This is a genomic window from Clostridium beijerinckii HUN142 (assembly GCF_000621745.1).
Taxonomy (GTDB): Bacteria; Bacillota; Clostridia; order Clostridiales; family Clostridiaceae; genus Clostridium; species Clostridium beijerinckii_A.
This window is the reverse complement of sequence record NZ_JHXK01000022.1, coordinates 69,503-91,996: the sequence shown is the minus strand read 5'-3', so window position 1 is coordinate 91,996 and position 22,494 is coordinate 69,503. Positions and strand designations below refer to the sequence as shown.

Below are 22,494 nucleotides of genomic sequence, written 5' to 3'. Positions count from 1 at the left end.
AATGACATATAAATATACTGATGATGATTATTGCGATATCTATGAAAATAAACTATGTGATAATTGTGGTAAGTGTTTACAAATCAATGGTATAGATACAAAAGCCATTAAAATAGAAGACATTGCAAAAACACGAGAAGAAAATGAATTATTAGAAGAAGAATTTTTAAATCATTTAAAAGCTTCTTTAAGTGAAGATGAATTACATGAGATTAATGAAGATAATTTAGATCTAAAATCTATATATAGTAAGTTTGCCAAAACATCAGATGATATCAATGAAAATGGCCTTGGTTTGGGTGATGATACTTACGAAGATGCTTTTGATCATATTGAATATTTAGATGAAATTAGTCTGGCTGATGATATGAGTCTTGACGAAATGACTGAAGAAATTTATCCAGGAGTTAGAAGGATTAAAAAGTCACTTGAATAAAAGAAATTTGTAGATAAGAACAATGGAATGCATAGATTTTCGCTTTATTTCACATAATAATTTCGTAAGATATTTTCAGGAAAGGATGATTTTATTATGAAGCGAAAATCTATTTTAGCGTTAAATTTAACAACAATTCTTTTGGTTTCAATATCCTTGTTTGGGTGTGGTAACACGTCAAGAACAAGAGCAAATAATGATGTCACTAGACAAAACGACATAACAAACGATGGCATTAGAAGTGGAAGTGTAGACGGAACAGGTACTGGAGCTAATAATGCTCAAAATGGTACTGACGGAAATATGCAAGGTGGAACTTATGGTATCGGAAATTCATCGGATGGAATTGGTGGAACAGGAAATGGAACTGCAGGAGGGAATGCCAATCAAAATAATGCAGGAGGGGATACTAATCAAAACAATGTAGCTGGATCGAATTCGGATGTTACGAGGGATAGAACAGGACTAACTACTGATTCTACAAGATACGGAGCTTCTGATTTTAAAAACGATTTCACGAATGCCGGATATAATGTTACGGAATCAGCTAATACTAAAAATGATTACTTTAAAGGAAATGAAACGGATTATTTATTAGGTGGAGATGTAGTTAGGGTATACGAGTATAATTCACCAACAGAACTAGAGTGGGATATTAATAGAATCACACCAAATGGAATGACTGTTAATGGAAATAATGCAAATCACGATGCAAGACCTCATTATTATAAAAAAGGAAATACTCTTATTGTTTATGAGGGGAAAGAACCTGCATATGTTGATGAGTTTGGAAAAATGTACGGAAACACAATAAGACCATAGCGTTGCGTAAGACTAAAGTTATTTATATTAAGTATTAAAAGGTTACAATAGAGATTAAAGTAACCTTTTATTTTTTTGAATCTAAACTCATCTTAAAGCATAGTAGGAGAGTAGTGATATTTTTTGTCATAGGCGTGCTAAAACAAACTACAATTTTGAAAGAGGATTTGATTTTACAGCATCTCTTAACGAATCATCATCAACATGGGTATAAATTTGAGTAGTTGATATATTGGTGTGACCTAATATGCTTTGCAGACTTCTTATATCTACATTTCCGTATTTATACATAAGAGTGGCTGCAGTGTGCCTTAATTTGTGTGGAGTATATTTATCGTCAGTTAACCCTGCATTTGTTATATGTTTTTTTATCATTATCTCAACTGTACGTTTATTTATAGGAAAGTTTCTAGATGATAAAAACAAAAACTTTTTATTTTCTGGCAAAGCCTTAGAATCATCGCGTACATTTAGGTAATTTGATAAAGCTTTAAGGCATGCGTCGTTTAAATATACAGTTCTTTCTTTATTTCCTTTACCTATAATAGTGAGAATATCCTCTCTGATTTTATCAATCTGAATGCTGCAAAGTTCAGAAAGCCTCATTCCACAGTTTAAAAAGAACATCAGAATACAGTAGTCTCTAGAGTAGTTTTTATCATTTTTGTTTAAGGACTCCAAAAGATGAATGCTTTGGTTTAGAGTAAGATATACAGGATGACGCTTATTTATCTTAGGAGATTCTAACTCCAAAGCCGGATTCTCTGTAATTACTTTAGCTTTTCCAAAAAGAAATTTAAAAAAAGACTTTAAAGTAGCAACTTTTCTAGCTCTAGCATATGAGCTGTTATCTCTATATTTTTCTGTAAAAGAAAGAAAAGCATATAAATCTCTAAGTTTAATGCCTCTTAAGAACTCATCGTCTATGACACTTATATTGATATCTTCAAACTCAACAGAGTCAGAATTTACTTTACCTTTATAAATCATCATAAATCTAAAAAATACAGTCAAATCTATCCTATATCCGTTAATTGTATTTATAGAAGTACTTTTGATTGTTTCTAAATAATTTAAAAAATCCACTAAACTTTCTGGAAGATTTTTGTTCTGAAGAACCTGAATATCGTATTTCATTTTTCCACCTGCATTATTTATAAATTTCTTATTAATTAAGTTACGATATTAATAATGTAAATTATCATTGATAAAATTTATTCTAATAAAGTAATTTTATACTAAGTTAAAAATATTATATCAAATATCATAAATTTATGCAATTATTTCGCTAAATGTATATTTAGCGAAATAACTATTAGCTATTTTTACAATATTTTAAGAAATTATATTAGAAATTTAATTTCTTCATTTATATAAATCCCCAAAAACATTCTTATGTTTTTGGGGATTTATATATTATTAACTTTTACGATTAGTTTTGATAAAACAAACATTATAATTGTTTCCGATTATTGAAATAAAATTATAAACGCAAATCAAGATTTGATTCTAACAGTTATCTTTAAGTTCGTATTTTTTTATCAAAATATGAACTTATTGTTTTATGAACACAAGTTCATACATAACTCCATAAAAGTGTCTATGTTCAAAAAATGCTTTTATATTTCTATGCTGATAACTGTTATCAACAATACTTTCCTATTACATATTTATGGTTATATTACTAATAATACCACCTCGATTCTGACAAAAAAACAAAATCGAACGTTATTGAAAACTATGTTTTCTACATTTGATTAAAATTCAAATCTATAACAACTAAACTCAGATTTTGATCAGATTTAGGCAAATATTTCAGCATTCTAAATTTATAAATTAAAATTAACTCCAAAATCGAAAAATCTATATTTAATTTTATGATATAATCTAAATATAGTTAGTAATAGATATAAATTTTTTTAAATCTCAAGGAGGAATCTTAAATTTATGAGTCAAGGAAAAACTAATGCTATGAGAATTTTAGATAACAATAAAATCAGTTACACAACTCATAGCTACGAAAATAACGATGGTAAAATAGACGGTGTGGCAGTCGCACATAAAATAGAAAAGGATGTTGATCAAGTTTTCAAAACTTTAGTTACCCAAGGCCATTCTAAAGATTTTTATGTTTTTGTTATTCCTGTGGCCGAAGAATTAGATATGAAAAAAGCTAGTAAAATGGCAGGTGAAAAAAGTATAGAAATGATTCATGTTAAAGATATAAACAAAGTAACAGGATATATTAGAGGTGGCTGTTCCCCACTTGGTATGAAGAAAATATTCAAAACTTTCATTCAGGAAGATGCATTGTTATTTGATACAATTGTATTTAGCGGAGGAAAAATAGGATCCCAAATAGAGATGAACCCTAACGATATCGAAAAAATAATAGATTGTTCGTTTGTAGATATAGTTAAGTGATAACTAAATCCAAAACTATAGTAAAATATCTTTACAGTTTTGATGAAAAAAATAATTAGCTTTGGATTTTATAGAACAAATGTTCTTTGACGGCAGAATTAGCATTTCTTACATAAAGGATTATTATTGTCTTAAATGTTTTTTCTCTTAAACCCCTTAATAATCTAAATCACAACTTTTATAAAACATTAATAAAACTATACATGTTAAACAATAGTTACTCTAAAGTGCTATTTCAGATAACGCAGAACAAATGTTCGAGAATGTTCCTTGAATAGTTGTTGTGTGTTATCTAAAAGATATACTAATTTAGAATGGGATAAATATTTAAGAAATACTTCAATCTTTTTAAATATCATCTCTAAAAATAGCATTTATATTCTCGACAAACCCAAAACTACATGTTCATCATCAATATAAATATCAATATTAGAAGTGTTAATGCTAACTCTAATTCATTATTTCAGCGTACTCTCCCACTATCCTGATAAAATAATCAATTCTTATATAATAGATGAAAATATGACAAAATAACTTATTATCAAGTTATGAAAGCATTTTTTGATATTAAAAGAGTCGTTGGCACGATTATGGATGATATTTAATTATATAAACGAAAATAGTCTGCGTACTCTTTTAGAATGGATTATACTCAATCCCCTCCTATCAAGAATGTACACAGACTATTTAGAATTATAATTTAATATTTTACTTTACAGCTTCTCCAATTAAAGAGAACGAATTCGCTTTAGTTATTTTAACATCAACTATTTTCCCTATTAGATCTTCTCCTCCCTCAAAGTTAACAAGTCGTCCATTTCTAGTTCTACCTGTTAATTTTGATTCGTCGTTTTTGCTATGTCCTTCAACTAAAACTTCATATATCTTTCCTTCTGCATCTTTGTTTCCTTTAGCAATACCTGCATTAACTATTTCAACTAATTTGTTAAAACGTTCATGTTTGATTTCATCCGGTATTTGATTTTCCATTTTGTCCGCTGGAGTATGGTTTCTTCTTGAATAAATAAAGGTAAAAGCAGCATCATATCGAACTTCTTTAGCTAGTTCTAATGTTTCGTTGAAATCTTCCTCAGTTTCTCCAGGAAAGCCAACGATTATATCAGTAGAAAATGTAACATCAGGAATTTCAGCTCTTATTTCCTTTGCTAATTCTAGATATTGTTGCTTTGTATAGTGTCTATTCATTTCTTTTAGAATTCTATCAGAACCACTTTGTACTGGTAAATGAATTTGCTCGCATACTTTATCGCAATCTCTTATAGCATATACAACATCTAAAGTTAAATCTTTTGGATGTGAAGTCATGAATCTAATTCTTTCAATCCCTTCTATTTCATTTACTTTTCTTAAAAGGTCTGCAAAAGTTATATCTTCTTCTAAGCCTTTTCCGTATGAATTAACATTTTGACCTAAAAGAGTTACTTCTTTATACCCTCTTGATACCATGTCCTTTATTTCATTTATTATGTCTTCTGGTTTTCTGCTTCTTTCCCTACCCCTAACATAAGGTACTATACAATATGTACAAAAGTTATTACATCCATACATAATAGTTACAAAGCCTTTAACATCACTTTTTCTATCTATAGGAATTCCTTCTACTATTTCAGTTTCTTTATCAATAATTTCTTTAATTTGAACTCCTTCTGTTTTAACTCTATTCAAGTATTCAGGGAACTTGTATGAATTGTGAGTACCGAATATTATATTTACATATGGAAATTTTTTCAGTATATCATCTGCCATTCCTTTTTGTTGCATCATACATCCACATATACCTATAACTAAATCAGGATTCTTTTCCTTTTGCCTTTTTAATGCACCAAGATTTCCAAATACTTTATTTTCTGCATTTTCTCTAACGCAACAAGTATTAAATATAATTATCGATGCCTCATCTCTGTTGTCTGTACTTTCATATCCCATTCTCTTAAGCATGCCTGAAAGTTTTTCGGAATCTTCTTCATTCATTTGACAGCCATATGTTTGTATGAAGAATAATCTTTGTTCACTATTAGTATTAGCTTTTTGGCTATCTAACTTTTCTATATCAAAATTCATTATTTTTCCTCCGTTTAAATTACAATTTCTATAGTATTATAACAAATAATAATTCTAAATAAAAGACTAGAATTATGCATAATTAAAGGAGTTATATTTATACACAACTCCTAACGCTAATTAATTAATTTTTTTATACCAAGTAATAAAAGATTGATATTCTCTAAATCCAATTTTGTTGTATAAAGATAAAGCTTTTAAATTGTTCTTTTCCACTCTTATATACACAGTTTTTATAGAATTTCTATAACACAAATCTATAAGGTATCTAACTAATAACTCACCATAACCTTGTTTCCTGTATTCTTCTAATATACCCAAATTAACAATAGTATAAAATCCTTTATTGAAAATAATTTGACCATATCCTACAACTTGTCCATTGTTACTGCAAATAAAAACACCAAAATCCTTTATATAATAATCTTCCTCTTCTTCTCTATATATATCATCAATGGTTAAGGGAAGTCTATTTTTTTCATTAAAGACCAAATTCTGAATTTTACATCTTAACTCTTCATCTTGCCCTTCTTTGAAATGTTTGAAAAATACTCTTTTTTCATAAAAATTATTTTTGGTGTCGCTTGTCCTTATTTTCATCAAGACATTATTAGAGTTAACATCGAAATTCAATTTTTTCATTATAAACGAAGCTTTTGAATTTGCTAACATATCAAATCTAAAAGCATTAGTCTTAAAGAATGATAGTATTTTAGAATTAATCAAATGAATATATTCATCCTTTAAGTATATAGAATATATATTACTAAATCCATTGTATGAAGGATATTCGTACCATATATACCCTACGTATTCATTATTAACTCTAAAAAGCCTAATCTGTTTACGAATTATATACTTAACTACAAAAGACTCTTCATCATAAATTTCAAAAAAGCTTTTATCACATGAATATGCATCTTCATTCCTACTGTACAATCTTTTGAAATGATTCATATTGAATAGAGATAATTTTTCTAAAAAAACCATAAAAACTCCTCATTTCCCCGTTAATAAATAAATTATAAGTCTTACAAAAACTATAGTCAACTTTCTATGAGTTTAAATAACATGTTAATATATAGAATAATATATAGATAAATATATATCTAGGATACTTTTTAATTTAAAGATTTAAGATGCTTAAAATCATAGGATTGTAATATTAAGCACAGTATAACTTATAAAAATTGTTTCCTTCACATATATAGTTGATTATCTGTGTGAAGGAAACTTTAAATATTTTATATTAATATATATACATAATTTATATTTTTATTCATTAACACCATTTACTATTCGATAATTGTTTGTTTTCTATTTTGCCTTCAAAGCCCTTTACGGTGTAGTGCTCTGTTAATACTTCAGGATCATAAGAAATATATCCACCTTGGTAATCATAATATCCATCATTCATTTTATCAGAATTAAGATTTTTCTTTTCTTCACTCATAATATCCACTCCTTCTTTATTTAAAGTAGTATTTATTACAGTAAACTTTTACTTAGATGTAGATGTCCACTGATTATTTGTAGCAGTTTTCTCATGTTTATGTGTAGACTCTTCTTTGTCATAAGTACGAGGTACAGAACTCCATTGATTACAACCTGCACTCTTTTCTTCTCTAAGTTCTTCTTTGCTCGATAAATCTGATTCATTAGTACCACCTGTACTAGAAAAGCTTTGGAGATTGTTTGATTTTGATTTTGATTCATTACTCATTATAAACACTTCCTTTCTACAAGAATATATTGTGCACTAATGTAGACTTTTATCCTTATTTTAATTATCCTCATTTTTCATTTTTATCATATTCTAGATTATTTAATACTTCTAAAAACATATTATACATTTCTACCTTATGATCTTCGTTGGAAAGAACTTTAAGACCAAATACTAAAATTAATACAATGTATATAGCCAAGAACGTCGGACTCAGCTTTTTTATATAATTATCTATATAAGAAAATATACTACTTGCTGTTAATCCTGCCAAAATAGATGCACCAATTCCACATCCTCCGAAGGTATATGAGTCTAGCTTTGATTTAATATAAATTCTTTCAATACTAATATTTAGATCACATTCTTGAGAATAGTAATTATAAATTTTTCTATATAGCATAAACTTTGCTTTGACTTTATCGTTATTAATTTTTAATATTCTTTTTTGGTAATCTTTATATTTTTCTATCATTTCAGGAGTATATATCTTAAAATTAACTGAATCTATGTTTTTGATTTTATTTATTTTCTTTGAAGATCCATTATAGTTTAATTTAATTAAATTATTTTTTTCCATTTATATTCTTCCTTCAAAAATAATAACGCTTGTAATATATTTATTATTATATAAATATTCAATAAATATATATTAATTGCAAAATTATATATATATATATATAATTTTGCTAACTTATTTTTCAGAACTCAAAAAAGGAGTATTTCATTTAAAATGAAATACTCCTTTCTTATATCTACATATTCTCTATAAGTCTTATAACATAACTTAATGTATGAAAATCTCTGTCAATCTCATATCTAATGTAGTGTAAACCTTCTAGCAAAGTTTGGTCATCAAATTTTTCTTTTAGAATTAATAAAGTTAAAGTGTTTATTTTTCCATCTTTAGTATCAAAGATTCTTGATTTCTTTATGAATTCATTTTCCATTATATTTAAAATTAGTTTTTCTAAGTCATCACTTATCTCTACTTCTGGCATTGTATCGAAAATTCTGATGTTCTTGTCATTTTCATTTATATTCTTAGCCTTAGTTACATCACAATTTACAAATATAGTATTTTTGAATTTAGCTCCTTCAAAACTTGCGCCATCTAAATTAGCTCCCTCAAATATTGTGTCTTCGAATTTAGCCTCCTTAAACTTACAACTTTTTAAATTTGATCCTATAAATTCAGCTCCTTTAAAGCTACATCTAAAAAAGTTACACTTCTTAAAATGAGCCCCTCTTAAGCTAGCAAAATCAAAATTTGAATTTGAAAAATTGCAGTTATAGCATTTACTTCTCTTAAGGTTTTTATAGATAAAATTTTTATTAGTTTTTTCTGCATTATCATAATAAAAATTTTCTGGTGCACTTCTGTTTATCGACATTTTTTCTATCCTTCCATATTACAAATAAATATTTTTAATAGTTTACCATAAATAACATTGTACTTCTATATATAATAATAACAACTTCTTTTATAACTTGTCCCCCTTAGTTTTCTCTATATTTATCTAATTTTATCATATAAAGCTAGATAAATCTTCATAATAAGAAAAATTTCTATCTCAAAATATAAGTAATTGCATTTAACAAAATATGATTTTAATGAAGTATTTTGTTAAGTTCACTTAATATTTTAAGATAGATTTAATGTTAATGCTTTTGATTAATTGTAATGTCTCTACCTCTAGATACAACTTTATTTGTAGGTTCTTCTCTCTCTACAAAAGATTTAACTTTGGATTGTGACATATCGCCAGTAGTTGGTATTAATTTTTCCTTCTTTTTATATGTCAATTATATCATCTCCTCTCTTATTATATTATTAGTTTTGTAATAATACTTATGTAATATAATAATAAATATTATTTGATAAATTATGTTATATGATGTAATATATTAATATATAGTTAAAAAATTCAGAATATAAAGTTAGACTTTTATATTATAGGGTATAGTTTTACTATATTTTTTAATTATATTAGGAGAATGCTTTTATTTATGGGAGGTATTAATATGTTAAGTGAAAAACTAATCGCAAAGCTAAATGATCAAGTTAATTTTGAGATTTATTCATCCTATACTTATTTATCAATGGCTTCTTATTGTGAATCTGTTGATCTAAGTGGGTTTGCAAATTTCTTTAAGGTTCAATCTCAAGAGGAATTATTTCATGCAATGAAATTTTATGACTACATATTTCAGAAAAACGGGATTGTAACTTTAGAACAAATTGAAAAGCCACATTCGGATTTTGATAATATTCTAAATGTCTTTGAAGCAGGTTATGAACATGAGCAAATGGTTACTAGTAGGCTATATAAAATTGCTGATATAGCTACTGAGGAGAAAGAACATGCAACAATTGGTTTGCTTAATTGGTTTATTAACGAGCAAGTTGAAGAAGAAAATACATTTAATACTATAATTAAGAAGATTAGGAGATGTGAAAATAACTCAGCAGCATTGTATATGTTAGACGATGAACTTGCCACAAGGGTATATACGCCACCTACAACTAATGCTTAAATTATTATAAAGAAAATAAAGCTAGTAAAGAATTCCTTTACTAGCTTTAGCATTTTATCAGCCAAAAAGTTATATGTTAATCCAAAACTTATCGCAAAATTTTAATATAAACTTATTTATTTAATGTGCCCTCTAGCCAATTTATAAATTGAATTGCTGTTCGTGGAGAACGAGCATTATACCATCTTACCCACTTCAATGCTTCTGCATGCAAATATTCTTTCTCAACTGTAATCCCTCTTGCTTCTGCTGCTCTATCTATTATCTTTAAGAATTCTTTCTGATCAGGCGAATAGAACGACACAGTCATACCAAATCTATCAGCTAGAGAAAGTTTTTCTTCAATTGTATCATTAGAATGCACATCATCTCCTGATCTTTCACTAAAGGTTTCTTTTACTAGATGTTTTCTATTAGTTGTTGCATAAATTAGAATATTACTTGATCTGTTCTCTATTCCGCCTTCTAATATGGTCTTTAAAGCCGAGTAACTAGCTTCTCCTTCTTCAAATACTAAATCGTCGACAAAAATTATAAATTTTAAGTTTTTACCTCTAAGAATTCTAATTATCCTTGTAAAATCACATAGCTTATTTTTATCAACTTCAATAAGCCTTAATCCTTCATCATAATACTCATTTATAATAGCTTTAACAGTTGAAGATTTACCAGTTCCTCTTGATCCATATAGTAGTATATTATTAGCTTGATACCCGTTTAAAAACTGTTTTGTATTATCTATTATAATTTCTTTTTGATATTCATAGCCTACTAAATCGCCTAGTCTAACTGGATCTGGTGATTCAATACCTCTAAGATAAGGTGTACCATCTTCATATTCCCACACAAACGCTTTATACTCACCAAAGACTCCAGTTCCATATTGATTATAAAATTCTAAAATTCTTTCTAATGAATCTCCCCAATTATCACAGTTTAATATACTTAACTTTAATTTATCAATAGCTTTATTTGAAATATTATATTTCAAGTCAAAATCAAAATCCATAAGTGATTTAACTATATCCTTTTCAAACTCTTGAACATTTCCTTTAATGATTATAGCATCTTTAATCAAAGAAGATTCTACACTAGATATGTACTGTAATGCATTTAACTCATAATATACTTGATTCAAAATTAGTTTATTACATAAATTTTGTCCATCAATTATTTTAGTAAATGAATTATCATCGAGAAAAATCATATCAATTATATATCTTTTTAATGATCTCCCGTTAGATTTGTTTAAGATCTCGTAAACAAAATCCGTATAGAATTCAATGCATTCTTCCGCCGATATTTCTTTGTTATTAAGGTACTTTAGCAGTGTTTTATATTTTAACAAAACACTATCATTTTTGAGATTTTTAAAAATACATAATGAATTTATCATTATATTTGCTTTATTTATTTGCTCAAATTCTGTATACATACTTGTATGCCCCCTTTATAAAATACGTATAGTAATATATTACTACTCTTAGTGTTGTTTTACTATTCTTTTCTTATTTAAATCATAATGTACATACACAAAAAGTTAGCTACAAGTCTACTGTTCAAGGCCTATAGTTTAATATTACTTTATTATATTTATGAAATGCTATAGAATATAAATGAATTGTATAAGATTTCAAACTATATATAAAAGTTGACAGAAATGATAATGATGTTATAATTAATATGCGTATTTTAGCGCGGGAGGGTGAGGGAGTTATGAAAGATAGGTTGAAAGGATGGAAAGATTTTTTAAATTAAAAGAAAACAATGTTACAATTAAAAGTGAAACTATAGCAGCGCTAACATCTTTTGTTGCTGCAGTTTACATCATTATCGTCAATGCCAGTATATTAAGTGATGGCGGCATTTCTATGGAGCCTCTAATCATTGCTACAGCGATATCATCAGCTGTAGGTTGCTTGTTAATTGCTTTAATAAGTAATACTCCACTTATAATTATGCCAGGTATGGGAATTAATGCATTATTCACATATACAATAGTTCATACTCTAGGGCTAAATTATTGTCAAGCATTAGCTTCAGTTTTTGTCTCAGGATTAATATTTATGCTAATATCAATCACTCCATTATCGAAGTTTATTATTGAAGCTATCCCTCAAAATTTAAAAGAAGCTATTACAGTAGGAATTGGTTTATTTATAACTTTTGTTGGATTTCAAAAATCTAAAATTGTAGTATCTGATACCTCCACCATGTTAAGACTTGGTGATATTACAAGTACTCAAGTATTAGCTTTTATAGTTATAATGATTCTAACATTAATTTTGTTTCTAAAAAATATACCTGGAAGTTTCTTGATTTCAATTATAATTGGAACTATGCTTTGTATAAAACTTGGTATTGTTGATACTCATAGTATAAATTACTCTATGCCGAATTTTAATGCATATAGTGATATACTTTTGAAATTAGATTTCAGTGGAGTAAACACAATTAAATTTTGGATTGGAACATTTTCATTAACTTTGGTACTAGTTTTTGAGAATATCGGAATACTTCATAGTCAGATTTCAGGAGTACTAAAGAAATCAGACAAGACATCTAAGGCTATGATAGCAGTATCACTATCTACTATTGGATGTGCACTTTTCGGTTCAAGTCCTTCTGTGTCAACAGTTGAAGGCACTGCGGGGATAACAGCTGGTGGAAGAACAGGATTAGTTTCATTAATGGCTGGTATACTATTTCTTCTATCAATTTTTTTTATACCGTTTATTTCTATTATCCCAGATGTAGCTTTAGCTCCTATTTTAATTATAATAGGATGTCTAATGAGCCAAAACTTAAAGAATTTAAACTTCAACGATTTAAGCGAATTATTTCCTTGTTTTATAACAATTATATTGATACCATTGACATATAGTATCGTTGATGGTATAGCTTTGGGATTTATATTATACCCTGTTTGCAAGATATGCTATAAAAAAGGAAAAGAAGTCTCTATTCTGATGTATTTTACATCATTTATTTTCTTATTATATTTCGGTTTAAATTCAGTTATTAAATAATATGAACATATATAATTTCATATGAATCCCCACATATATTGCAACTAAGTTTCTACATTATAGACCTAATTAAGCACTTGGCTTGCTAGAATTTTAATTGTAACTTTATTATTGAGGAAAACATACAATAAAAAACTGGTGTACACAAAAAAATGTGTACACCAGTTTTTTATTACTGAAATATTTTTTCTCCTAATAATGCGAAACTTTGAAGGAGCAAAAAACATTTAATATCAAATTTTTCTTTACTCTGTATAAGTTCTTTAGCTTTCTCTTGGGATATAAGCATTGCCTCAATACATTCATCATCTTCGAGATGTTTGTCGCTTATTTCGCCTTCACAAGTACAATAAACCATAGCTAACGACTCATCTGTCATTCCAGCAGAAACATATACCTTATCAAGACTTTTATGATTAATAACTTGAACTAGCCCAAGGCCCGTTTCTTCCATTAATTCTCTTTCGATTGTACTAATAGAATCTTCTCCTGGATCGATTAGTCCTGCTGGTAATTCATAAACATAATCATTAAGCGGTATTCGAAATTGTCTTATTATAACAAGCTTATTTTTATCTTTATGATATGCTGCAATTATTACACCATCTGCTGTATCTTCTTTATTCTCAAAAAACTGTTTTTGTATAGTTTCATTATTTTTTCTAGATGCTATTGTCCATGTTCTTATATTTCCAACTTTATTTTCATATTCTGCTTCATATAAACTCAAAAACCTAGTTTCTACTAAAGATTTCACTTTAGTAACTGTATTTTGTTTCATAAGTATATAGCCTCCTAACAATTAAAATTCAAGTATTATAAATTATATATAGCAATCATTTTATATAGTTTTATATAGTAAGATTATACTTCAATTCTTTACCTTATGCATCTAGTTAAAATCTACGTATATATCACTTGTTCCTAGAATAAAAGTAATTTCGTAAAAAATCATCATCGCTTATATATAAATATAATAAAAGTAGAAGAAAAAATATTCCTTCTACTTTTATTGTTTTATACGTCTTTTATACTTAAACTTATTCTTTTATTTTCTTCATCAACACCTAATATCTTAGCTTTAATTTCTTCACCAATTTTTAAAACCTCAGAAGGATGTTCTATTCTATTGTGAGATATCTTTGATATATGAACTAACCCATCTACTCCTGGTTCTAATTCTACAAAAGCACCAAAATCATTTAGTCTAACTACTTTACCAAGTACAATAGACCCTTCTGGATATTTTTCTTTAGCATTATCCCAAGGCTTAGCTACAAGTTCTTTAACGCTTAAAGATAGTTTTTTAGCTTCCTTATCAAGACCAATGATCTTAACATCAATAATTTGCCCTTCTTTTAATACATCACTTACTTTTTTGATATGATTCCAAGAAATTTGTGATAAATGTAATAATCCATCTATGCCATTAACTTCTACAAAAGCTCCAAAGTCTGTAAATCTTTTTACTTCACCTTTTATAACATCTCCAAGATTAAAACTTTCCCAAGCTTTTGCATCTTCAGTATTTTTGCTTTCTTCTAATAAGACTCTTCTTGAAGCAACTAATTTCACAGGATTCTTTAGGGAAAAATCTATCAATTTAACTTCTAATTTTTTCCCAACATATTCACTTTTGTCTTTAGTAAACTTTATATCAATTTGTGATGCTGGAATAAATATTCTAGCGCCCTTATAATCTGCTACTATCCCTTTTTCTCTAGCTTCTTTAACATTAACTTCAAAAATACTGCCTTCTGAGTATATTTTCTCAAGTTCTTTGAATGCTTCTTCTCTTTCATATTCCAATCTTGATAATACTACATAGCCATCACTATTTTGTAGTTTTATAACTTTTGCATTAATAGTATCACCTATGTTAAGTTTTTCTGCAAATGTTAACGGATCTTCTTTCGCAGATAATTCTGTGAATGGAATAACCCCATCTGACTTGTATCCTACAAGTGAAACTATAACTGAATCTCTAGTTTTTGAAAGTATTTCTCCTTGTACTTCATCGCCAATAACAAATCTTTTGTCTAGTTCGTTCATTAATGATAATTGATCTTCAAAATTATTATTTTCAGTGTTCATAATATCTAGTACCTCCCTAATAATCCAATCTGGTGTTGATGCACCAGCTGTAACTCCTATTTTTTTTATATTATTATTTTTTATAAAATTCATTGGTAGATCTTTTGCATTTTCTATATGAATTGTATTTTCACAGTTTTCTTTAGCAATTTGATATAACTTAGTAGTATTAGAACTATTTTTTCCACCAATAACTATCATAGCATCTGTTTTTTGCGATATTTTATTCGTACTTCTTTGTCTAACATCAGTAGCCGCGCAAATGGTGTTAAACGCCAATATTTCTCTTGCAGAACTTAAGTTTTTTAGTGTTTCTTCCCAATTTTTCATTTTTTCGGTTGTTTGAGCTACAACACATACTCTTTGAGGTATATTGCCCTCATCAAAAGTACCGTCTTTAGTAATTATTGCTTTATCATCACACCATCCGTTAATTCCAATAACTTCCGGATGATTTTTATCCCCCAATATTACTATATGATATCCTTCTTTTGAATATTTCTTAACTTTTTTTTGAATATTTGCTACAAAAGGACAAGTGGCATTTATAACCTTCAGTTCTTTTTGTTCAAGCGAATCTAAAACTGATTCAGAAACACCGTGAGATCTTACAACAATAGTATCTCCTTTATTTAGTTTATCTATCTCCTCAAATTCTATAGAAAATATGTTATTTTCTTCTAAATATTTTACTACATCATTATTATGTATTAATGGTCCTAAAGTATAGATTTTTGAATTATGTTCTTTTTGAATCCGTATAGCTTCGTTTACAGCTCTCTGGACTCCAAAGCAAAAACCTGAATTTTCTGCTAAAATGACTTTACTCATTACTATCTCCTTGCTATTTTCCTTTTCCTATGTATTCTGTAATTATATTAACAACATCATTAATATCTAAATTAGTAGAATCAATTTCAATTGCATCATCTGCTCTTCTTAGCGGATCTGTAACCCTATGAGTATCTTTATAATCTCTATCTATTATATCTTTGAGTATTTGATTGTAAGAACACTCTATATTTCTTTCCTGCAATTCTTTAAATCGTCTAGTTGCTCTTTGTTCTGGGCTAGCTGTTAAGAAAAATTTAAAATTCGCATCTTTTAGAACAACGGTTCCAATATCTCTTCCATCCATTATCACATTAAATTTGTTTGACATTTCTCTTTGAAGTTTTACAAGCATAACTCTTACTTCTGGAATGCTTGCATATCCAGATACAATACTACTTATGTTTGGAGTAGTTATTCTATCCTGTATATTTTCACCATTTAAAATCAGATCATCATTTTCAAAATGCATTTCCATGGTTTCTATTATGTTACAAATATCTTCAACATTTTCTGGTTGCAAGTTTTTTTCTTGTGCTCTTAGCGCTACAGCTCTATACATCGCTCCTGTATTTATATACATAAGATTAAATCTTTTAGAAACTAATTTTGCTATAGTACTTTTTCCTGCTCCAGCCGGTCCGTCTATTGCTACTGAAATTTTCAAAACTTTCTCCTCATTTCCAAATCCTATAAATTTATGCCTTTAATAAGATTATATAATTTTTTACCTTTCCAAACAAGAAAATATTTTTTTAACTGTTAAATATTACTTCCTGCTATAAATCCTGTTGAAAAAGCTATTTGTACATTATATCCTCCTGTAAACGCATCAACATCCATAACTTCTCCAGCGAACGAAAGATTTTTTATTATTTTGGACTTCATGGTAGATGGATCAATTTCTCTTATATCTATACCTCCTGAAGTCACAATTGCTTCATCTATAGGTCTTAATCCTTTAATATCAAAGGTTAAATCTTTAATAGTTTTTACTAAGGTTTTTCTTTCTTCTCTTGTTATTTCATTTACCTTTTTATTTTCAGATATTCCTGAATTATTTATAATTACAGGAATTAATTTCTGCGGCAATAACTCATCTAAAGAATTTTTGAAATCTTTATTTAAATATTTAGCAAAATCCTTTTGGATACGTTTATCTAATTCACCTAAGTTTAATGCAGGTTTTAAATCTATATGCAAAGTATATTTCTTTCCCTTTTCTATAAATCTACTCCCACTTAATATAAGAGGCCCCGAAACACCAAAATGCGTAAATAACATTTCACCAAAATTCTTATAAACTACTTTATTATCTTTTTCTTTAATTATAACTTCTACATTTTTTAATGACAAACCCATCAATTCTTTTGTTTTTGAATCAACAACTTCTATTGGAACAAGAGCAGGCATTAATTGAGTGACATTATGCCCAAGCATCCTTGCAAATTTTTGTCCTTCTCCTCTTGAACCAGTAAGTGGATAAGATGCACCACCTGTTGCAAAAATAAAATAATCTCCATGCAAGTGTTCTTCATTATTTATTTCCACCGCTGTAATTCTATTACTCTTAAACTCGATGTTAGTAACCTTTGACTTTAATCTTATTTTCACATCAGTTCTGCTTAAAGCATTTGATAAACCCCTTATTATGTCTGACGACTTATCAGATTCAGGAAAAACCCTGTCTCCTCTTTCGACTTTCAATTTAATTCCTTCGTTTTCAAAGAAATTCATTGTATCGTCATTAGTAAAACTATATAGTGAACTATAAAGAAAATGAGGATTACCTGGAATATACTCAAAAAACTCAGATATATCTTTTGCGTTTGTAACATTACATCGACCTTTACCAGTAATAAAAAGCTTTTTACCAATCCTTTCATTACCATCTAATAATATTACATCATGTTTCTTTGCTGCCTGTATAGCCGCCATCATTCCTGCTGGCCCTGCACCTATAACAATTACTTTACTCAATTTTAAATATCAGCTCCTTAATAAATATATTGCAGTTTTTAATTTACCATCTATTATAACCTAGTCATGCAATACATTAAAGTTGGTTATTATCTATTATCCACTTTTTCAGGATACATATCATGATTCATCATTCTATGATTAGCCATTTCTTCAAACTTAGTTCCTTTCATTCCATAATTACAATAAGGATCTATACTTATGCCTCCTCTTGGAGTGAATTTTCCCCATACTTCAATGTATTTTGGGTCCATAAGCTTTATTAGATCTTTCATTATAATGTTCATACAATCTTCATGGAAATCTCCATGATTTCTAAAACTAAATAAATATAATTTCAAAGATTTACTTTCTACCATTTTTATGTTTGGTATGTAACTTATATAGATTGTAGCAAAATCAGGCTGTCCTGTAATTGGACAAAGGCTTGTAAATTCAGGACAATTAAACTTCACAAAATAATCATTATCTGGGTGCTTGTTTTCAAAAACTTCTAATACTTCAGGATTATATCCATAATTATATTTTGTTCCTTGATTTCCAAGTAATGTTATACCATCAAGCTCTTTTGATTTTCTTCCACTTTCACTCATTATTCTTTCTCCTTAAATTTATTTTATATGTTAATTATTACTTTTCTTATTTTCTAAATATTTATCTAAACCATTTTTTCTAAGCTTGCAAGCTGGACATTCCCCACAACCGTCGCCAACAATTCCTTTATAGCAAGTGAGAGTCTTTTCTCTTACATAGTCTAACTTCCCAAAGCTATCTGCCATCTTCCAGGTTTCAGCTTTATCTATCCACATTAATGGAGTATGAACTACAAAATTATAATCCATTGCTAAATTTAAAGTTACATTAAGAGATTTTATAAATATGTCCCTACAATCAGGATATCCACTAAAGTCAGTTTCGCATACTCCTGTTACTATATGTTTTGCACCTTTAACTTTAGCTAATACTCCTGCAAAAGTTAAAAATAACATATTACGTCCTTCAACAAATGTTGATGGAAGAGAACCATTTTCTCCAGCTTTTATTTCTATATCATTTCTTGTAAGTGCATTAGGCGCTAGTTGATTAAGAAGACCCATGTCTAATATATGGTGCTCTATTCCTAATTCCTTTGCTATACTAGTCGCACATTCTATTTCTTTTCTATGTTTTTGATTATAATCAAAAGTTACTGCTATAACCTCATCAAATTCCTTTAATGCCCAAAATAGACATGTAGTAGAATCCTGTCCTCCACTAAATACAACAACCGCTTTATTATTCATATCTAAAACCTCCTAAAATAAATTTATTTAATAAAAATAGCACAAAGAAATATTTCTGTGTGCTTTACTTATCTCATAATTAGTAAAGCTTCTTGTCTTAACAAATCATTATTTTGAAATTTTCCTGTAAAAGTAGTTGTTGTAGTAAGTGTTCCTGGCTTTTTAATTCCTCTTGAGGTCATGCATCCATGCTCTCCGGTTATAAGTACACCAACATCACTGCTTTTTGTAACCATAGAAACTATTTCTGCTATATCTGTTCCAATACGTTCTTGAAGTTGAAGTCTTCGTCCAACCATATCGGCAATTCTTGAAATTTTACTAAGACCAATTATTTTATCTTTTGGTATATACACTACTGTAACTTTCATATTATACATAAGAGCTAAATGATGCTCACAATAACTGTTAATTGGTATATCTTTAACTACAACCATATTGTTATGAGTTTCTGAATCATAATCTTCATTTTCAAATGTAGTTCCAAACATTTCTGCTATTTCTCCATTTGAAAGAGTCATACCTTGAAAAACTTCTTCATACATTTTAGACACTCTTTTAGGTGTATCTAATAGTCCTTCCCTATTAGGATCATCTCCTAAAGCAACAATAATTTCCCTTATACATTCCTCTATTTTTTTAATATCTATCTTCTTTGGCATAGCTTAAGCCTCCTTGTATTTCTAAACCTTTTATGAAAATGAAATTTACTATAAGCTAGTCTATATAATATATAGTAACCACTCACAGATTAAACTCCGCGTGCATTTTTATCCCAGATGATTTTATGTAATTGTACTTGTAATCTTACTTTATTTAAATTTTTATCTTTCATAAATTCTACAATTTCCTGCATTTCTATATTTCCCGAAACTGGACTCAAATAAACTACACACCTTGATGTCAAATTGTATTTACATATTATTTCATATGCTATTTGCAAATCTTCTCTGCCTCCCACTACAAATTTATAAACATCATTCATTTCTACAATATTTAAATTATCCAAATCCATTCTATCCATCATATTACTACTAAGAAGTTTAAAATCAACAATATAACTGATATTATTCTTTATGAATTTCTTCTTGAAAGGCCCTATATTAACTGAACCATTTGTTTCTATATGAACTTTTAACTTATTATCTAAATTTAAAAGTTCCAGTAATTCATGTATATTCTTCTGAATAAGTGGCTCGCCACCTGTTAAAGTAACATTAGTAACTTTATTTTCTTTTATATACTTGTAAATTTCTTCGGCACTTAAGATTTCTGAAGTATTTTCTTTTTCCCACGAATAAGTTGTATCACACCAAGAACATCTTAAATTACAGCCTTGAAATCTTATAAATGTCGCAAGTTCACCAGAAGTAGGTCCTTCTCCATCTATTGATAGAAATTTTTCAATTATATTAAACATAATTATCCTCCATTAATCCTCTGTATAAATGCAGCTATTATTCGGAGTTTCAAATAATTCTACCTCACACACAGGCAATCCCTTAGCTTTTAATCTATTAAAAATATCTCTAGACATTTCTTCTGCGGTAGGTCTATAATCAACTAAATAAATATTGAAGTTATTTTGAAGTTCCTCTAATTTCTTAGCCAAAGCTTTTCCATCTTCATTATTTTCAATAATTAATTTATGGTCAAAAACTTCTGCGATATCTTTTAATATACTTTTAAAGTTTCCAAAATCATCTACCATTCCTCTAAGCTGGCCATCTTGATGTAGCTTTTCAGAACTTAGTTTTGCAATTAACTTGTATCTATGACCATGAATATTAGAACATTTTCCTTTATATCCACTTAAGTAATGTGCCATATCAAATTGTACTTCACTTTTTATTTTAAACATACTTTTCTCCTTACGTAATTTATATAAAAGTTTTAGTGATTAGTTTATATTAAAACATCCATTAATTAAATTAACTTTACATGTTAAATGCAAAAAAGACTAATTTTGAGCGACTGAAACTAGCGCAACAAAATTAATCTTAAATTCAAAATAATTCAAAATTAAAATGCCTAGTTTTGTTTAATGACAGGATGGTCTTAATGAACTGTCCGTATTTAATTTTCCATAAAATTTCACTTGATATTGGTAATGATAACATATTTCATTTAATTATGCAAACTTTCTGTTGCATTTTCAACCAATGTGTTATAATTAGCAATAATCAGTTAAATTTATCTAACTTTTATTTTAGGAGGTCTTTTTTTGAAAAACATAATGGGATTTAAACATAAATTCGCTTATAGTTTCTTTAATTTTGAAGCATACAGGGAATTTTTAATACAAGGGCTTAGAAAATCAATATTATATGTTTTTCTGGTTACTTTGCTATTCTCAACAATAACTAATGTTAAAGAAATAAATATGATTGCTACTGAAATATCTCTAATACAAAATGTGCTTGTGAATAATGCACCAAATTTTGAACTTAAGAATGGCGTATTATCTGTTAATTCAGATGAAACTATTTATTATAAACATGAAGGTGATTTTTTATTTGATTTAATATCAACTTTTATGGGAAATATAAATACAGTAAATTCACTTGACTCTGATACTTTAAGTATTCAGGACAAGCGTGAAAATGATCCTTCAACTTTCGACACTGACGGCTCAATAATAAATGTAGATTCAAATCAGTTAAATTATTACACTTTTATTATTGATACTAAAGGTAAAACTGATAAATCAATTTTAAATTCCTACAAGGATGCTGTATTTATTGATTCTAGTAGCATATATCTTAGAAAAAATTATAGAACAGCTGGAACTATCAACTTTTCCGATTTCCCTAGTATAAATATTGATAACGAAGGTTCTGGTTACTATCTTTCTATAATTAAAACACTTACACCTATGGTTCTTTTAGTAGTTACCCCTATTAATTCCTTTATTATTAACTTGATTTTGGGATTATTAATATTCGGGCCACTTGCCATATCTATAGGTTCGTTTATGGGAGTGAAATTAAAATACTCTAGAGCTTGTACTCTAAGTTTCTATGCGATGAGTTTACCACTTTTACTTGAAGCTTTAATACATGTTGCCGGAATAATAATACCAGAATTTTTCCTTATATTCTGCATTATTACACTAATTTATTGCAGTTTGGCTATAAGAGAAATTAAAAATATTGATAAATCTAAATTAAATTTAATGAGGTAAATTTATATTAAATTTATTCTTTATAACATAAATGTGTCTTATAAAAAATAACCTAGAGATTAATTAAA

The 22,494-nt window shown here is 28.0% G+C and carries 24 protein-coding genes; 6 read left to right on the top strand and 18 right to left on the bottom strand.

All coding sequences use genetic code 11. The features are described 5' to 3' along the window. Nucleotide 1: 1 nt before the first annotated feature. Complete coding sequence (locus tag T483_RS0112330; RefSeq protein WP_026887131.1) at nucleotides 2-436, top strand: hypothetical protein; 435 nt, start codon at nucleotides 2-4, stop codon at nucleotides 434-436. A 96-nt stretch (nucleotides 437-532) separates the two neighbouring features. Beyond that, a complete protein-coding gene (locus T483_RS0112325; protein WP_026887130.1) occupies nucleotides 533-1,258 on the top strand; it encodes a hypothetical protein in 726 nt (241 codons plus the stop codon). 147 nt (nucleotides 1,259-1,405) lie between these two features. Here T483_RS0112325 and T483_RS0112320 read toward each other — a convergent pair whose 3' ends face one another. Further along, nucleotides 1,406-2,395 (bottom strand): tyrosine recombinase XerC, encoded by a 990-nt coding sequence (locus tag T483_RS0112320; RefSeq protein WP_026887129.1) that lies wholly within the window; start codon nucleotides 2,393-2,395, stop codon nucleotides 1,406-1,408. An 810-nt stretch (nucleotides 2,396-3,205) separates the two neighbouring features. On the opposite strand from T483_RS0112320, the gene ybaK reads away from it, so the two are divergent. Then, nucleotides 3,206-3,682, top strand: a complete 477-nt coding sequence (gene ybaK / locus T483_RS0112315) for a Cys-tRNA(Pro) deacylase (RefSeq protein ID WP_026887128.1) — start codon at nucleotides 3,206-3,208, stop codon at nucleotides 3,680-3,682. A 708-nt stretch (nucleotides 3,683-4,390) separates the two neighbouring features. Here ybaK and miaB read toward each other — a convergent pair. The 7 genes from miaB to T483_RS31585 all read right to left on the bottom strand — a co-directional run bounded on the left by miaB (nucleotide 4,391) and on the right by T483_RS31585 (nucleotide 9,293). Then, on the bottom strand, nucleotides 4,391-5,764 hold the full coding sequence (gene miaB, locus T483_RS0112310) for a tRNA (N6-isopentenyl adenosine(37)-C2)-methylthiotransferase MiaB (protein ID WP_026887127.1): 1,374 nt from the start codon (nucleotides 5,762-5,764) through the stop codon (nucleotides 4,391-4,393). A 120-nt stretch (nucleotides 5,765-5,884) separates the two neighbouring features. Continuing rightward, the gene (locus T483_RS0112305) at nucleotides 5,885-6,754 is read right to left on the bottom strand and encodes a GNAT family N-acetyltransferase (RefSeq protein WP_026887126.1); all 870 of its coding nucleotides are present in this window, start codon (nucleotides 6,752-6,754) and stop codon (nucleotides 5,885-5,887) included. A 292-nt stretch (nucleotides 6,755-7,046) separates the two neighbouring features. Further along, nucleotides 7,047-7,217, bottom strand: a complete 171-nt coding sequence (locus T483_RS31590) for a hypothetical protein (protein ID WP_196244872.1) — start codon at nucleotides 7,215-7,217, stop codon at nucleotides 7,047-7,049. A gap of 48 nt (nucleotides 7,218-7,265) precedes the next feature. Beyond that, the gene (locus T483_RS0112295; RefSeq protein WP_026887125.1) at nucleotides 7,266-7,487 is read right to left on the bottom strand and encodes a hypothetical protein; all 222 of its coding nucleotides are present in this window, start codon (nucleotides 7,485-7,487) and stop codon (nucleotides 7,266-7,268) included. Between the two features lie 70 nt (nucleotides 7,488-7,557). Next, a complete protein-coding gene (locus tag T483_RS0112290; RefSeq protein WP_026887124.1) occupies nucleotides 7,558-8,067 on the bottom strand; it encodes a hypothetical protein in 510 nt (169 codons plus the stop codon). 175 nt (nucleotides 8,068-8,242) lie between these two features. Beyond that, nucleotides 8,243-8,881, bottom strand: coding sequence for a pentapeptide repeat-containing protein (locus T483_RS0112285; RefSeq protein WP_026887123.1), 639 nt, complete (start codon nucleotides 8,879-8,881; stop codon nucleotides 8,243-8,245). A 268-nt stretch (nucleotides 8,882-9,149) separates the two neighbouring features. Further along, on the bottom strand, nucleotides 9,150-9,293 hold the full coding sequence (locus tag T483_RS31585; RefSeq protein WP_196244871.1) for a hypothetical protein: 144 nt from the start codon (nucleotides 9,291-9,293) through the stop codon (nucleotides 9,150-9,152). A gap of 219 nt (nucleotides 9,294-9,512) precedes the next feature. Here T483_RS31585 and T483_RS0112275 point away from each other — a divergent pair, with 219 nt between their 5' ends. After that, on the top strand, nucleotides 9,513-10,025 hold the full coding sequence (locus tag T483_RS0112275) for a ferritin (protein WP_026887122.1): 513 nt from the start codon (nucleotides 9,513-9,515) through the stop codon (nucleotides 10,023-10,025). 112 nt (nucleotides 10,026-10,137) lie between these two features. Here the strand turns inward: T483_RS0112275 and T483_RS0112270 are convergent, their stop codons facing one another. Then, the gene (locus T483_RS0112270; RefSeq protein WP_026887121.1) at nucleotides 10,138-11,460 is read right to left on the bottom strand and encodes an ATP-binding protein; all 1,323 of its coding nucleotides are present in this window, start codon (nucleotides 11,458-11,460) and stop codon (nucleotides 10,138-10,140) included. A 301-nt stretch (nucleotides 11,461-11,761) separates the two neighbouring features. On the opposite strand from T483_RS0112270, the gene T483_RS0112265 reads away from it, so the two are divergent. Continuing rightward, nucleotides 11,762-13,054, top strand: coding sequence for an NCS2 family permease (locus T483_RS0112265; RefSeq protein ID WP_026887120.1), 1,293 nt, complete (start codon nucleotides 11,762-11,764; stop codon nucleotides 13,052-13,054). 172 nt (nucleotides 13,055-13,226) lie between these two features. Here the strand turns inward: T483_RS0112265 and T483_RS0112260 are convergent, their stop codons facing one another. The 9 genes from T483_RS0112260 to T483_RS0112220 all read right to left on the bottom strand — a co-directional run bounded on the left by T483_RS0112260 (nucleotide 13,227) and on the right by T483_RS0112220 (nucleotide 21,103). After that, entirely contained in the window at nucleotides 13,227-13,835 is a 609-nt protein-coding gene (locus tag T483_RS0112260; RefSeq protein WP_026887119.1) for an NUDIX hydrolase, read from the bottom strand. A 236-nt stretch (nucleotides 13,836-14,071) separates the two neighbouring features. Further along, on the bottom strand, nucleotides 14,072-15,979 hold the full coding sequence (locus T483_RS0112255; protein ID WP_026887118.1) for a bifunctional 4-hydroxy-3-methylbut-2-enyl diphosphate reductase/30S ribosomal protein S1: 1,908 nt from the start codon (nucleotides 15,977-15,979) through the stop codon (nucleotides 14,072-14,074). Between the two features lie 13 nt (nucleotides 15,980-15,992). Then, nucleotides 15,993-16,646 carry a (d)CMP kinase gene (cmk, locus tag T483_RS0112250; RefSeq protein ID WP_026887117.1) on the bottom strand — a complete coding sequence of 218 codons (654 nt, stop codon included), beginning with the start codon at nucleotides 16,644-16,646 and terminating at the stop codon, nucleotides 15,993-15,995. Nucleotides 16,647-16,741: 95 nt separating this feature from the next. After that, nucleotides 16,742-17,959 carry an NAD(P)/FAD-dependent oxidoreductase gene (locus tag T483_RS0112245; protein WP_026887116.1) on the bottom strand — a complete coding sequence of 406 codons (1,218 nt, stop codon included), beginning with the start codon at nucleotides 17,957-17,959 and terminating at the stop codon, nucleotides 16,742-16,744. Nucleotides 17,960-18,048: 89 nt separating this feature from the next. Next, nucleotides 18,049-18,552 (bottom strand): preQ(1) synthase, encoded by a 504-nt coding sequence (gene queF / locus T483_RS0112240; RefSeq protein WP_026887115.1) that lies wholly within the window; start codon nucleotides 18,550-18,552, stop codon nucleotides 18,049-18,051. 30 nt (nucleotides 18,553-18,582) lie between these two features. Beyond that, nucleotides 18,583-19,242, bottom strand: a complete 660-nt coding sequence (gene queC / locus T483_RS0112235; protein WP_026887114.1) for a 7-cyano-7-deazaguanine synthase QueC — start codon at nucleotides 19,240-19,242, stop codon at nucleotides 18,583-18,585. A 68-nt stretch (nucleotides 19,243-19,310) separates the two neighbouring features. Then, nucleotides 19,311-19,904 carry a GTP cyclohydrolase I FolE gene (gene folE / locus T483_RS0112230; RefSeq protein WP_026887113.1) on the bottom strand — a complete coding sequence of 198 codons (594 nt, stop codon included), beginning with the start codon at nucleotides 19,902-19,904 and terminating at the stop codon, nucleotides 19,311-19,313. A gap of 89 nt (nucleotides 19,905-19,993) precedes the next feature. Then, nucleotides 19,994-20,662, bottom strand: a complete 669-nt coding sequence (gene queE / locus T483_RS0112225; protein ID WP_026887112.1) for a putative 7-carboxy-7-deazaguanine synthase QueE — start codon at nucleotides 20,660-20,662, stop codon at nucleotides 19,994-19,996. Between the two features lie 12 nt (nucleotides 20,663-20,674). Then, complete coding sequence (locus T483_RS0112220) at nucleotides 20,675-21,103, bottom strand: 6-pyruvoyl trahydropterin synthase family protein (RefSeq protein WP_026887111.1); 429 nt, start codon at nucleotides 21,101-21,103, stop codon at nucleotides 20,675-20,677. Between the two features lie 363 nt (nucleotides 21,104-21,466). On the opposite strand from T483_RS0112220, the gene T483_RS0112215 reads away from it, so the two are divergent. Further along, on the top strand, nucleotides 21,467-22,426 hold the full coding sequence (locus T483_RS0112215) for a DUF1189 domain-containing protein (protein WP_026887110.1): 960 nt from the start codon (nucleotides 21,467-21,469) through the stop codon (nucleotides 22,424-22,426). Nucleotides 22,427-22,494 lie beyond the last annotated feature (68 nt).

What these genes read in the sequence shown, in the direction of transcription:
- T483_RS0112330 (WP_026887131.1), top strand. Translation starts at nt 2, where the DNA reads ATGACATATAAATATACTGATGATGATTATTGCGATATCTATGAAAAT.
- T483_RS0112325 (WP_026887130.1), top strand. Translation starts at nt 533, where the DNA reads ATGAAGCGAAAATCTATTTTAGCGTTAAATTTAACAACAATTCTTTTG.
- T483_RS0112320 (WP_026887129.1), bottom strand. Translation starts at nt 2,395, where the DNA reads ATGAAATACGATATTCAGGTTCTTCAGAACAAAAATCTTCCAGAAAGT.
- ybaK (WP_026887128.1), top strand. Translation starts at nt 3,206, where the DNA reads ATGAGTCAAGGAAAAACTAATGCTATGAGAATTTTAGATAACAATAAA.
- miaB (WP_026887127.1), bottom strand. Translation starts at nt 5,764, where the DNA reads ATGAATTTTGATATAGAAAAGTTAGATAGCCAAAAAGCTAATACTAAT.
- T483_RS0112305 (WP_026887126.1), bottom strand. Translation starts at nt 6,754, where the DNA reads ATGGTTTTTTTAGAAAAATTATCTCTATTCAATATGAATCATTTCAAA.
- T483_RS31590 (WP_196244872.1), bottom strand. Translation starts at nt 7,217, where the DNA reads ATGAGTGAAGAAAAGAAAAATCTTAATTCTGATAAAATGAATGATGGA.
- T483_RS0112295 (WP_026887125.1), bottom strand. Translation starts at nt 7,487, where the DNA reads ATGAGTAATGAATCAAAATCAAAATCAAACAATCTCCAAAGCTTTTCT.
- T483_RS0112290 (WP_026887124.1), bottom strand. Translation starts at nt 8,067, where the DNA reads ATGGAAAAAAATAATTTAATTAAATTAAACTATAATGGATCTTCAAAG.
- T483_RS0112285 (WP_026887123.1), bottom strand. Translation starts at nt 8,881, where the DNA reads ATGTCGATAAACAGAAGTGCACCAGAAAATTTTTATTATGATAATGCA.
- T483_RS0112275 (WP_026887122.1), top strand. Translation starts at nt 9,513, where the DNA reads ATGTTAAGTGAAAAACTAATCGCAAAGCTAAATGATCAAGTTAATTTT.
- T483_RS0112270 (WP_026887121.1), bottom strand. Translation starts at nt 11,460, where the DNA reads ATGTATACAGAATTTGAGCAAATAAATAAAGCAAATATAATGATAAAT.
- T483_RS0112265 (WP_026887120.1), top strand. Translation starts at nt 11,762, where the DNA reads ATGGAAAGATTTTTTAAATTAAAAGAAAACAATGTTACAATTAAAAGT.
- T483_RS0112260 (WP_026887119.1), bottom strand. Translation starts at nt 13,835, where the DNA reads ATGAAACAAAATACAGTTACTAAAGTGAAATCTTTAGTAGAAACTAGG.
- T483_RS0112255 (WP_026887118.1), bottom strand. Translation starts at nt 15,979, where the DNA reads ATGAGTAAAGTCATTTTAGCAGAAAATTCAGGTTTTTGCTTTGGAGTC.
- queF (WP_026887115.1), bottom strand. Translation starts at nt 18,552, where the DNA reads ATGAGTGAAAGTGGAAGAAAATCAAAAGAGCTTGATGGTATAACATTA.
- queC (WP_026887114.1), bottom strand. Translation starts at nt 19,242, where the DNA reads ATGAATAATAAAGCGGTTGTTGTATTTAGTGGAGGACAGGATTCTACT.
- folE (WP_026887113.1), bottom strand. Translation starts at nt 19,904, where the DNA reads ATGCCAAAGAAGATAGATATTAAAAAAATAGAGGAATGTATAAGGGAA.
- queE (WP_026887112.1), bottom strand. Translation starts at nt 20,662, where the DNA reads ATGTTTAATATAATTGAAAAATTTCTATCAATAGATGGAGAAGGACCT.
- T483_RS0112220 (WP_026887111.1), bottom strand. Translation starts at nt 21,103, where the DNA reads ATGTTTAAAATAAAAAGTGAAGTACAATTTGATATGGCACATTACTTA.